This window comes from Hydrogenophaga sp., from assembly GCF_035481345.1.
Classification (GTDB): domain Bacteria; phylum Pseudomonadota; class Gammaproteobacteria; order Burkholderiales; family Burkholderiaceae_C; genus Hydrogenophaga.
The window spans coordinates 59301-70929 of sequence record NZ_DATIGV010000064.1 but is presented as its reverse complement, the minus strand read 5'-3'; the positions used below and the strand labels follow the sequence as shown (position 1 = coordinate 70929).

Below are 11629 nucleotides of genomic sequence, written 5' to 3'. Positions count from 1 at the left end.
CCCACCACCGCGCTGGACGTCACCACGCAGGCGGAGATCCTCAAGCTCATCCGCGAGCTGCAGACCGAGAACGGCACCGCGGTGCTGTTCATCACGCACGACTTCGGCGTGGTCGCCGAGATCGCCGACCACGTGGTGGTGATGCGCCTGGGTGAGATGGTGGAGCAAGGCGACAAGCTGCAGGTGCTGCAGTCGCCACGAGAGGACTACACGCGCGCGCTGCTGTCGGCCGTTCCGGGCCTGGCGCCGGTGCACCGCGCGCCCGTGGCCGAGGCCGAACCGCTGATCGAGGTGCGCGCCCTGGGCAAGACGTACAGCACGCGCCGCTTCTTCGGCGCCCGCAAGGACGTGCACGCCGCGCGCGAGGTCTCGCTGCGCGTGCGCCCCGGCGAGACGGTGGGCATCGTGGGCGAGTCCGGCTCGGGCAAGTCCACGGTGGCGCGCTGCATCGCGCGCCTCATCGACCCCAGCAGCGGCAGCGTGCTCTCGCAGGGCGAGGCCATCGAGCGGGCGAGCGGCCAGCGCCTCAAGGCCTTTCGCCAGCGGGTGCAGGTGGTGTTCCAGGACCCGTACCGCTCGCTCAACCCGCGCCAGACCGTGGGCGAATCCATCATCGAAGGCGCGGTGAACGCCGGCCAGCCGCGCGCGCAGGCCTGGGCCCGCGCCGAGGAGCTGATGCGCCTGGTGCGCCTGCGGCCCGACGCGCTCAACCGCTACCCGCACGAATTCTCGGGCGGTCAGCGCCAGCGCATCTGCATCGCGCGCGCCCTGGCCTGCGAGCCGCAACTGCTGATCGCCGACGAAGCGGTGTCGGCGCTGGACGTCTCGGTGCAGGCCCAGATCCTCGAGTTGCTCGACGACATCCAGAAGCGCCTGCGCATCGGCCTGCTCTTCATCACGCACGACCTGCGCGTGGCCAACCAGATCTGCGACCGCATCATCGTGATGCACCAGGGCAGCATCGTCGAGCAGGGGCCAGCGCACGAGGTCTTCACGCAGCCGCTGCACGCCTACACCCGATCACTGCTCGACGCGGTGCCGGGGCGCGGCTTCGAGTTCCACGGAGCGGCGGCATGACGACGCCCACGACTCCTCCGCCCCGTGTGCTGCTGGCGCGCCTGAGCCACGAAAGCCACGCCTTCAGCCGCCTCATCACCACCCTGGCCGAGTTCGGCCGCGAGGAACTGCTGTTCGGCGAGGACATGCTCACGCGCCTGGCGAGCACGCGCACCGAGATCGGCGGAATCATCGAGGGTGCGCGTGAGCACGGCTGGGAGCTGGTGCCCGTGGTGAGCGCCTGCGCCTCCACCGCGGGCCCCGTGAGCCGCGCCGCCTACGACGCCCTGACCGAGCCCATCCTGCGCACCCTGGCCGAGCAGCCGGGCATCGCGGCCGTGATGCTTTCGCTGCACGGCGCCATGTTCGTCGAGGGCCTGCCCGACCCCGAGGGCGACCTGCTGTGCCGCATCCGCCAGCAGGTGGGCCCGGGCGTGCCCGTGGCCGCCACGCTGGACCTGCACGCCAACGTCACCGACGCGATGGTGCGCTACGCCGACATCCTGACGAGCTACCGCACCACGCCGCACGTGGACCAGCACGAGACCGGCCGGCGCGCCAGCGGCTTGCTGCAGCGCGCGCTGCGCGGCGAGATCCGCCCGCGCACGTGGGTGGCGCGCCGGCCCATGATCGCCGGCATGGACCTGGGCCGCACCCTGGGCGACACGCCCATGACGCGGCTGCAGGCGCGCGCCCGCGAGTGCGAACGCGCCGAGCCCGCCGCGCTCGACATCAGCCTCAACGCCGGCTACTACATGGGCGACGTCTACGAGGCCGGCCCCTCCGTGCTGGTGGTGGCCGATGGCGACGGTGGCGCGTGCCAGCGCATCGCCGAGGAACTCATCGACGACGCCTTCTCCTGGCGCGAGCAGAAGACGGTGCACCTGCAAAGCGTCGAGGAGGCCATCGCGCGCTGCCGCGAACCGGCCGATCGCCCGGGCCCGCTGATCCTGGCCGACTACACCGATGGCCCCGGCGGCGGTGGCTACGGCGACGCCACGCGCCTGCTGCAGGCCCTGCTGGACGCGCAGTTGCCCGGCACCCTCGTGGGCCTGATCCACGACCCCGAGAGCGCGCGCCAGGCCATCGACGCCGGCGTGGGCGCCGAGCTGGACCTGCGCATCGGTGGCAAGACCGATCAGCGCTTCGGCGGCGGCCCCGTGGCCGTGCGCGCGCGCGTGCTCGCCGTCTCCGACGGCCACTACGTGCGCAGCGGGCCGTTCAAGACCGGCACGCAGGCCTCCATCGGCCCCAGCGCGCTGCTGCGGTGCGGCGAGGTGCAGGTCATCGTGGCCAGCCACCGCGTGCAGGCCGAGGAGCGCGGCCAGTACCGCGTGCTCGGTGTCGACATCGAGCGCCTCAACGTGGTCGCGCTCAAGGGCATCAACCACTTCCGCGCCGACATCGAGCCCATCGCGCGCGGCATCGTGTTCGTGGAAGCCGGTGGCATCCACGCCAGCGACCTGCGCACCCTGCCCTACCGCAACCTGCGGCGCCCCGTGTGGCCGCTCGACGCACTTCCTTCCTGAACCCGTTCACGCACCCGACGCTTCCCGACATGAGCACCGACACCGCGACCGTTTCCCCCATGAACCTGGACACCGAACTGAAGCGCCTGCGCGACGCCTACGTGGCCCGCCACCCCGAAAGCCGCGCGCGCCTGCAGGCCGCCGCCGAAGTCATGCCCGGCGGCAACACCCGGTCGGTGCTGTTCTACGAGCCCTTCCCGCTGGCCATCGCGCGCGGCGAGGGCGCGCGCCTGTGGGACGCCGACGGCCACGAGTACACCGACTTCATCGGCGAGTTCACCGCCGGCCTGTACGGCCACAGCCACCCGGTGATCCGCGCCGCCATCGACACCGCGCTCGACGGCGGCATCAACCTCACCGGCCACAACCTGCTCGAAGCCGAGCTGGCGCGCCTGATCACGCAGCGATTCCCCACGCTGGAGCGCCTGCGCTTCACCAACTCCGGCACCGAGGCCAACCTGCTGGCCATCACCGCCGCGCGCCACTTCACCGGCCGGCGCAAGGTGCTGGTGTTCAAGGGCGGATACCACGGGGGCGTGCTCACCTTCGCGGGCGGGCCCTCGCCCGTCAACGTGCCCTTCCCCTTCGTGATCGGCACCTACAACGACACCGAGGGCACCGCGGCCCTGGTGAAGGAACACGCGGCCGAGCTCGCCGCCATCGTGGTCGAGCCCATGCAGGGCGCGGGCGGCTGCATCGTCGGCCAGCCCGACTTCCTGCACGCGCTGCGCCGCCTGGCCACCGAGGCCGGCGCGCTGCTGGTGTTCGACGAGGTGATGACCTCGCGCCTGGCGCCCGGTGGCCGCCAGGCCCTGCTGGGCATCCGGCCCGACCTGAGCACGCTGGGCAAGTACATCGGCGGCGGCATGTCCTTCGGCGCCTTCGGCGGCCGCGCCGAGGTGATGGCCCAGTTCGACCCGCGCACGCCGGGCCACCTGGGCCACGCGGGCACCTTCAACAACAACGTGCTCACCATGTCGGCCGGCATCGCGGGCCTCAGCCGCGTCTACACGCCCGAGGTGGCGCAGTCGCTCAATGCGCGCGGCGACGCGCTGCGCGAGCGCCTGAACGCGAGCTGCCGCGCGCACGGCCTGGCGCTGCAGTTCACCGGCCTGGGCTCGCTGATGAACCTGCACGGCACGGGCGGGGCGATCCACAACGTGGACGACATCCCGGCCGCCGAGGGCATCGTGAAGGACCTCTTCTTCTTCCACATGCTCGAACAGGGTTTCTACCTCGCGCGGCGCGGCTTCATCGTGCTTTCGCTGCCCCTCACCGACGCGGACCTGGAGCGCTTCCACGCGGCGGTCGAATCCTTCCTGACCCGCTTCGGCGAGGGCCTGCCGCGATGAGCGCGCCCAGCGAACGCCGGGGCCGGGTGCAGACCGTGCTGGGCCTGGTGGACCCGGCCGAGCTGGGCCCCACGCTGATGCACGAACACGTCTTCATCGACCTCACGCCACCGCCGCTGCGCCTGTCGCCGCCGCCGGTGCAGGAGGACGAGATCAACCTGTGCAACTGCTTCGGCATCGCCTACGGCCAGAAGCCTTTCATGCGCAACTACCGTCTCGACGAGACCGAGGTCGCGATCGCCGAGCTCAACGAGATGAAGGCCGCGGGCGGCCGCGCGCTGGTGGACCTGACGGTGGGTGGCCTCAACCCCGAGCCCGAGCGTCTGGTGGAGGTCGCCAAGGCCACGGGCGTGCACCTGGTGATGGGCTGCGGGCATTACGTCAACGACTACCAGCACCCCGCGAACCACGCGCGATCGGCCGACGACTTCGCGCGCGAAATGATCGAGCAGATCACCGTGGGCGCCTGGGGCACGGCGGTGCGCGCCGGCATCATCGGCGAGATCGGCTGCCAGGCGCCCTGGACCGACACCGAAAAGCGCGTGATGGACGGCGCCATCACCGCCATGCAGGCCACGGGCGCCGCGCTCAACGTGCACCCGGGCCGCGACGCCGACCAGCCGATGGAGGTGGTGGACTTCATCCGCGCGCGCGGCCAGGCGCTGGACCGCGTGGTCATCAGCCACATCGACCGCACCATCTTCGACGACGAGCGCCTGCTGCGCCTGGCCGACACCGGCTGCGTGATCGAGTTCGACCTGTTCGGCTGGGAGCAGACCGCCTACCCCGCGGCCGACATCGACATGCCCAACGACGGCATGCGCCTGCGCATGGTGAAGCGGCTCGTCGATCGCGGCCACCGCGACCAGGTGCTCATCAGCCACGACATCTGCACCCGCACGCGCCTGGGCCGCTACGGGGGCCACGGCTACCAGCACATCTTCGCCAACATCGTGCCGCGCATGCTGCGGCGCGGTTTCACGCAGGACGACGTGGACACCCTTCTGGTGAAGACGCCGCGCCGCCTGCTGAGTTTTCAGTAACCCCAACCCGGCGCACCCAGCGCCACACCTCCATGGAGAGAAGCAACGTGAACACCAAGAACGTCGTTGGACTGGCCTGTCTGGCCGTGGGCTCATTGATCCCGCTCGCGGCACAGGCGCAGACCGCGCCTGCCCCCACCTCCTCCGTGTCCATCTACGGCGTGCTCGACATCGGGCTCACGCGCGTGAGCGACATCGGCGGCCAGGGCATCAGCCGCATGGACGACGGCGTCTCGCAAGGCAGCCGCCTGGGCTTCCGCGGCCGCGAGGACCTCGGCGGCGGTCTGGCCGCCCTCTTCAACCTGGAGATGGGCATGGCCACCGACGACGGCACCCTGCGCCAGGGCGGCCTGGGCTTTGGCCGCGCCGCCTACGTGGGCCTGGCCGGCCAGGGCTGGGGCCAGGTCACCCTGGGTCGCCAGTTCGACCAGATGGTGGGCACCCTGCTGCGCTTCCACCCGAGCTTCCTGAGTGGCATCTACGGCTTCACGCCGGGCGACGCCGACCGCGTGGCCGGCGCCTGGCTCAACAACCAGATCACCTACGCCAGCCCCGACTTCGGTGGCTTCAAGTTCGCGCTGCAGCGCGCGCTGTCCGAAGGCGGCACCAACGCCACCAGCCCGGGCGGCGCCTGGAGCGCCAGCGCCAGCTACAACAGCGGCCCGCTCAACGTCGGCTTCGCCACCACCAGCATCGAACAGCACACGGTTCGCCCGGGCACCGGCTTCGGCGTCTCGCAGTTCCTGGGCACCACGCTGCCCACGGCCGCCACCGCCTTCGTGCTGCCCGAGTACCAGACCTCGGGCCTGGGCGCGTCCTACGCCTTCGGCCCCACCACGCTGGCGGCGCTGACCACGCACAGCAAGTTCACGGCGGCCAACGGCCACTCGGACGCGATGAAGACCCTGGGCGTGTCGGTGGCGCACCAGCTCGGCTCGCTGGTGCTCGGCGCGGGCCTGCAGCGCGCCTCGCTGGAGGACTCGGACTGGACCACGACCACGCTCACGGCCGACTACTACCTCTCCAAGCGCACCGACGTGTACGCCACCGCCAACCTACGCAAGGCCTCGGGCCCCGGCACGCGCGCGGTGCTGGTCACCAACGGCGTGTCCTCCGACGACCGCCAGACCGCACTGCGCGTGGGCATCCGCCACCGCTTCTGAGCGCGCCCGCAGGCCCGCCCGTTCAGGTGGGCGGCGCCTGCGCCACCAGCGCCTCGCGCAAGCGCTCGATGGGCACGCGCTTGCCCTCGTCCACCGGCCCGTTGCGCGTCACGAAGTAGGTGCTCCAGCCCGCGCTGCTCCTGAGCAGCGGCGCGACGCAGAAGCTGGCGGGCTCCAGCCGGCGCGTGGCGTACATCGGCAGCACGGCCACGCCCAGTCGGGCGCGCACCAGCTCCAGCGCAGTGGAGAGCAACTGCACCTCGTGGCCGATGGCCAGGCCCTCGTGTTCGGCGAGCTGGTCCTGCAGCAGCAGGTTCCACTGGCCACCGGTGCGCCCCACCAGCACCAGCTCGGTGTGGTGCAGGTCGCTCCAGCCCAGCCCGCCCGCCTGTTCGGCCTGCTCGCTCAGCGCCGAGTCGCGCGCGCACACCAGGGCGATGCGGTCCTCGAACAACAGGGTGGAGCGCAGCTCGCCCGACAGGCGCAGCGGCGAGTCGATCGAGCCCACGGCGACGTCGGCGTCGCCATGCAGCAGCATGTCGCCCAGCATGCCCACGGGACGATCGAAGAGCGCGATCTTCAGTTGCGGCTCGCTGGCCTGCAGGCTGGCGATGGCCGGCGGCAGCAGCGCGGCCGAGGAGAGTGAACCGGCCGCCACGCGCAGCACGATGCGCTCGGCGGTCTTGCCATGGCGCAGGTCCTTCAGGGCGCGCTCGATTTCCTGGTCGGCACGCAGGCCCGCGCGCTGCAGGTGCTCGCCGGCCTCGGTGAGGCCGATGACGCGGCCGCGCTGCACGAGGGGCATGCCGACCTCTTCCTCGAGCTCGCGAATCAGCGAGCTCACGGCCGACTGCGTGATGAAGAGCTTCTCGGCTGCGCGCGTGAAGCTGCCGGTCTGGCCGATGAGGGCCAGCGCCTTGAGCTGGCGGAGGGTGGGCATGGGGAATTATGGTGTTCCCCGCCACCCGCCCGGAACGCGACCGCCGCTCAGGCTTCGGCGCGCTCGGCCACGCGCTGGGCCACAAGCTCGATGAGGCAGGCGCCTTCGAGCACCTTGGCCGTCTCGGGGTCGCCATCGGGCCAGGTCCGCTCCTGGCCGCTCGCCAGGTCCAGCCAGCGCTTCACGCGCAGGCCGTGCGTGTCCAGCCAGTCGGGCAATTGCAGCAAGGCGTCCCCGCCCAGCGGCAGTACCAGCATCAACCGGGACGAGCCCATGCGCGCCGCGCCCACCAGGAACTGCGGGTCGCGCACCCAGCGCGGCGCGTCCAGCGACGGCAGCTCGCTCAACGCACCGTGCAGGTTGCGCAGGGCCTGACCCTCGCGCCGGGGGTTGAAGCGGCGATCCACCAGGCCGGCGCGCGGGAAGTAACCGCGATCGACGTCGCTGAGCGTGTCCAGGAACACGTCCACCTGCGGGAAGCAGCGGCTGGCGAAGGCCGCGCCGAGCGCGCGCACGCCATTGGCCTGCGCGTCGTGGCGCGCCTGGGCCGGGCTGTCGGACGCCAGACGCACGTGCACTTGGGCACGCAGGCCGTGGCGCGCGGCGAACTCGGCCGCGTCGGCGATGCCCGCGTCGAAGGGCGTGTCGGCCGCGAGGCGGAACACCAGGGCATCGACGCCCCGCCCTCGCGTGGCGTCCAGCAACTCGCGCGCCGCCGGATCGACCGCGCCCGCGAAGCCGTGGTCCACCAGCAGCTTGATCTGCTTGCCGTCGCGCGACTGGCCCGAGGCGCTCCAGAAACGCGAGAGGTGCAGCGGCACGCCCACGCGCTCGCGCAGCGCGTCGAGCCGATCGCCAAGGTCCGGCACCAGTGGCCACTTCACGATGAGTTCCAGCGCATGCAGCAGGTGCCGGTGCTCGCGCAACAGCGCGATCTGTTCGCCGGTGGGCCAGCCGAAGAGGAAGACCGTGAAGTGACTGCCCAGCGCGGCCAGGGCCGCCATGCGCGCGCGCGAGGCCGGCTCGATCAGGTCGTCCAGCGGCACGCGCAGCGTGCGGATGCCCATCTCCCACAGCGCGAGGATGGGGTAGTCGTTGCGCGCCTGCTTGCGGCGGAACTCGTCGAGCATGCTGCTGTAAGGGATCTGGTGCAGCTCGCCCCAGTGGTAGCGCAGGTCCAGGCCGAGGCCGGGGCCCGGCGCGCCGGCCGCCGGTGGCAGCAGCGGCCAGTCGCGCTGCACGCTCGGCGCGGCGCCCTCGGGCCGGTCGTGCGTGCGGATGAACTGCGGCACCAGCCGGTCTTCGTACACGTCCACCACCAGCACGCCGAGCTTGGAGACGTCGTTGCGGCCGTTCTCGTGCTCGGGGGGTTGGCCCACCGCGAACAGCTCCGAGTAGTCGCCGCGCACGAAGGCCGTGGAAGGCAGCGAGAAGATCGGCGTGCCCGCGTGTTGATTGAAGAAGAAGTTGTGCACGTGGCCGGTGAACACCGCCGCCAATTGGTGCCGCGCCACCAGGCCCAGCAGCCAGGATCGGCCGGGCTCGTCGATGTTGTCGTAGTGGCCGTGCTCGTCGGCGCTGGCGATGAAGGGCGGGTAATGGACGAAGAGCAGCGTGCGCCGCCCGGCGTTGGCGCGCAGATCGTCTTCCAGCCAGCGCGCCTGCCGCGCCTCGGCGGCCAGGCCCGAGTTGATGAGCGAGGTGTTGATCACCACGAAGTGGCAGTCGCCGTGGTCGAAGGCGTAGAAGTGCTCGCCGAAGTGGCGCTGGTAGAGCTCGACGTAGGGCTGGCAGATCTCGCCCGCGGGCACGTAGTCGGCGTGCTTGTCGCCCACGTCGTGGTTGCCGGGCACCAGGTGCAGGGGCGCGTCGAGGCGCCCCACCGCGGCCTTGAAGCGCGCCACCGCGTCGGGGTAGGACACCGCCTCGGGCACGGGGTGGATCATGTCGCCCACGTGCACGGTGAAGTCGGGCGCCAGCGCATTGAGCACCTCCACCGTGTGCGCCAGGCGCGTGTTGGTGAGGCGGTGCGACTCGTACGGCGAGATCTGGTCCTCGTCGGACGGGTTGACGTGGCTGTCGGCGATGACGGCGAAGCGAAAGAGTCGAGAGGACATGCGCACCTTCTCAGCTCGCGGCGGCGCCCGAGTACTTGACGGCGGCCTGCCAGAGCTTCTGCTCGCTGGCCATGGTGGCGGCGTAGGCGCGGGCGTCCTGGTAGGCCACGTCCACGCCCACGGCGCTGAGCTGCTCCGCCACGGCCGGCGTGGCCAGCACGCGCTTCATCGCGGCGCTCCACTGCGCGAGGATCGGCGCCGGTGTGCCGGCGGGCATCATGAAGCCGAGGTTGGTGCCGCTGGGAATGCCGCGCACGCCCAGTTCGTCGAGCGTGGGCACCTCGGGCAGTGAGGCGGAGCGCTTCGCGCCGGTCTGGGCCAGCGGCACGATCTTGCCGGACCTGATGTGGCCGAGCGTGGGGCCGATGGCGTCGATGCCGATGTCGAGTTCACCCGAGAGCACGGACGTGATGGCCGCCGGGCTGCCGCGGAAGGGCACGTGCACGATGAAGAGCTTGCGTTGCGCCTTGAGGCTTTCGAAAGCCAGGTGCGCGGTGGTGCCGCTGCCGGGCGAGGCGTAGTTGAGTTGGCCCGGCGTGGCCGCGATGCGCTTGAGCAGCGCGTTCAGGTCGCGCAGGCCCGCGCTGGCCGAGCAGTAGATGACGCTCTGCGCCACGCCGAACTGCGCCACGGGCACGAGCTCCTTGTCCGCGTCATAGGGCAGCCTGGCGTACAGGTAGGGCGCGATGCCGAGGTTGGCCGAGGTGGACAGCAGCGCGGTGTAGCCGTCGTTTGCCGAGCGCGCCACCTGGCCGGTGGCGATGGTGGCGGACGCACCGGGTTTGTTGATGATGGCCACGGGCTTGATGCCTTCGTCGGCCAGGGCGTTGGTGACGATGCGGGCCGCCACGTCCATGGCACCACCGCCGGGAAAGCCCACCAGCACCTGCACGGGCCGCGCGGGGTAGGCGTCCTGGGCGAAGGATGGCCGCGCGCCCAGCAGGGCGGCGGCGCCGAGGGCGTGGATGAGTTGTCGTCTTTGCATGGGGCGGCCTCGTTGAAGTGCGGCCCATTGTGGGCGGCGAGGCCGATCGACTGAAGCGCAAATTTCTTATGCGCGCATAAGCTCAGTTTCTGCCCGCACCCTTGCGGCGATCACGCACCCGATGCGTGCACGTTCACCAGCGCGCGTGCGTGAGGTGCACCGCGCGCGCCCCCCATTCGTAGCCGGCCTCGCGCGCCGCGCGCAGCGGCGCGGCGCGCGGCGGCGTCACCGGCAGCGCCAGGTCGGACTCGCCGCACCGCCCCAGCACCAGTTGCGCGAACTCGCGGCCGAACACCGTGCCCGGCGCGATGCCGCGCCCGTTGTAGCCGCTGAAGGACCAGGTGTTGCGCGCCAGGCGGTGCAGGCGCGGCAAGGCGTCGCAGGTCATGCCGATGTGGCCGTACCACCCGTGGTCGAAGTCGATGCCGCGCAGCGATGGGAACAGCCGCGCGAGGGCGCGCCGGCCCCAGTCGCGGTGGATGGCGCGGCCCGCGCCGCGCAGCGCGCCCACGCTGCCGAACACCAGGCGGCCCGCCGCGTCGAGCCGGAACGAGGACAGCACCAGGGCCGTGTCCCAGGCGCCCTGGCGCTGCGGCAGGATGGTGGCGCGCTCGCGATCGCTCAAGGGCCGCGTGGCGAGGTTGAAGTAGGGGAAGCGCACCAGTTCCTCGTCGAGCCTCGGCCAGGGGCCGCCGGACGCGCTGTAGGCGTTGGTGCCCACCAGCACCCAGCGCGCGTCCACCGTGGCGCCCTGCGCGGTGCTGAGCCGCCAGTGCGTGCCTGCGTCTTGCGCGGCCACCACCGGGGACTGCGCGTGCAGCGCCGCACCGGCCGCTTGCGCGGCACGCGCCAGGCCGCGCGCGTAGGCCAGAGGCTGCAAGGTGCCCGCGCGGCGGTCGAGCAAGGCGCCGCTGTAGGCGGTGGTGCCGGTCAGCCGCGCGGCGGCGGAAGCGTCCATCAATTCCACCGGCGCGCCAAGCGCTTGCCATTGCCGCGCGCGCTCGCCAAGTCCGCGAAACCCCGAGGCGCCCACGGCGCAGTGCAGCGTGCCCTGGCGCACCGCTTCGCAGTCGATGCCGTGGCGTTCGATCAGATCGAACACCATTGAGGGCCCATCGCCCAGGCGCTGCAGCAGGCGCGGGCCGTGCACCGGGCCCAGCCGCTCGGGCAGCGCGGCGGGCATGACCCACAGGCCCGCATTGACCAGGCCCACGTTGCGGCCAGAGCCGCCGAAGCCGATGTCCATGGACTCCAGCACCAGCGCGGAAGCTCCGCCTTCTGCCAGGTGCAGCGCGGCCGACAGGCCGGTGTAGCCCGCGCCGACGATGGCCACGTCGACCACGTGGTGGCCCTGCAGCGGCGGCGCCTCTGGCGCGGGCGGGGCGGAGGCGGCCCACAGGCCGTGGGACTGTGGATCGCCCGTCATGCGGCGCGCCGGCGCGTG

At 71.8% G+C, this 11629-nt stretch carries 9 protein-coding genes; 5 read left to right on the top strand and 4 right to left on the bottom strand.

Annotation, left to right across the window (positions count from 1 at the left end):
• From VLG41_RS06950 to VLG41_RS06930, 5 genes are all read left to right on the top strand, one after another.
• A partial coding sequence (locus VLG41_RS06950; RefSeq protein WP_325348662.1) for an ABC transporter ATP-binding protein occupies positions 1 to 1077 on the top strand: 1077 nt, incomplete at its 5' end.
• The gene (locus tag VLG41_RS06945; protein WP_325348661.1) at positions 1074 to 2585 is read left to right on the top strand and encodes a M81 family metallopeptidase; all 1512 of its coding nucleotides are present in this window, start codon (positions 1074 to 1076) and stop codon (positions 2583 to 2585) included. The genes VLG41_RS06950 and VLG41_RS06945, both read left to right, overlap by 4 nt.
• A 29-nt stretch (positions 2586 to 2614) precedes the next feature.
• Positions 2615 to 3937 (top strand): aspartate aminotransferase family protein, encoded by a 1323-nt coding sequence (locus VLG41_RS06940; RefSeq protein ID WP_325348660.1) that lies wholly within the window; start codon positions 2615 to 2617, stop codon positions 3935 to 3937.
• On the top strand, positions 3934 to 4980 hold the full coding sequence (locus VLG41_RS06935; protein WP_325348659.1) for an aryldialkylphosphatase: 1047 nt from the start codon (positions 3934 to 3936) through the stop codon (positions 4978 to 4980). The genes VLG41_RS06940 and VLG41_RS06935 overlap by 4 nt, the downstream gene beginning before the upstream one ends.
• Before the next feature lie 47 nt (positions 4981 to 5027).
• Entirely contained in the window at positions 5028 to 6143 is a 1116-nt protein-coding gene (locus VLG41_RS06930) for a porin (protein ID WP_325348658.1), read from the top strand.
• Between the two features lie 22 nt (positions 6144 to 6165).
• Here VLG41_RS06930 and VLG41_RS06925 read toward each other — a convergent pair whose 3' ends face one another.
• The 4 genes from VLG41_RS06925 to VLG41_RS06910 all read right to left on the bottom strand — a co-directional run bounded on the left by VLG41_RS06925 (position 6166) and on the right by VLG41_RS06910 (position 11611).
• Complete coding sequence (locus VLG41_RS06925) at positions 6166 to 7083, bottom strand: LysR family transcriptional regulator (protein WP_325348657.1); 918 nt, start codon at positions 7081 to 7083, stop codon at positions 6166 to 6168.
• Between the two features lie 47 nt (positions 7084 to 7130).
• On the bottom strand, positions 7131 to 9200 hold the full coding sequence (locus VLG41_RS06920) for a metallophosphoesterase (RefSeq protein ID WP_325348656.1): 2070 nt from the start codon (positions 9198 to 9200) through the stop codon (positions 7131 to 7133).
• Between the two features lie 10 nt (positions 9201 to 9210).
• On the bottom strand, positions 9211 to 10185 hold the full coding sequence (locus tag VLG41_RS06915) for a tripartite tricarboxylate transporter substrate binding protein (RefSeq protein WP_325348655.1): 975 nt from the start codon (positions 10183 to 10185) through the stop codon (positions 9211 to 9213).
• Positions 10186 to 10318: 133 nt separating this feature from the next.
• A complete protein-coding gene (locus VLG41_RS06910; RefSeq protein ID WP_325348654.1) occupies positions 10319 to 11611 on the bottom strand; it encodes an FAD-binding oxidoreductase in 1293 nt (430 codons plus the stop codon).
• Positions 11612 to 11629: the final 18 nt, after the last annotated feature.

Bases quoted from the DNA above. Each gene is read 5' to 3' on its own strand.
- VLG41_RS06945 (WP_325348661.1), top strand. From the start codon at position 1,074: ATGACGACGCCCACGACTCCTCCGCCCCGTGTGCTGCTGGCGCGCCTG.
- VLG41_RS06940 (WP_325348660.1), top strand. From the start codon at position 2,615: ATGAGCACCGACACCGCGACCGTTTCCCCCATGAACCTGGACACCGAA.
- VLG41_RS06935 (WP_325348659.1), top strand. From the start codon at position 3,934: ATGAGCGCGCCCAGCGAACGCCGGGGCCGGGTGCAGACCGTGCTGGGC.
- VLG41_RS06925 (WP_325348657.1), bottom strand. From the start codon at position 7,083: ATGCCCACCCTCCGCCAGCTCAAGGCGCTGGCCCTCATCGGCCAGACC.
- VLG41_RS06920 (WP_325348656.1), bottom strand. From the start codon at position 9,200: ATGTCCTCTCGACTCTTTCGCTTCGCCGTCATCGCCGACAGCCACGTC.
- VLG41_RS06915 (WP_325348655.1), bottom strand. From the start codon at position 10,185: ATGCAAAGACGACAACTCATCCACGCCCTCGGCGCCGCCGCCCTGCTG.
- VLG41_RS06910 (WP_325348654.1), bottom strand. From the start codon at position 11,611: ATGACGGGCGATCCACAGTCCCACGGCCTGTGGGCCGCCTCCGCCCCG.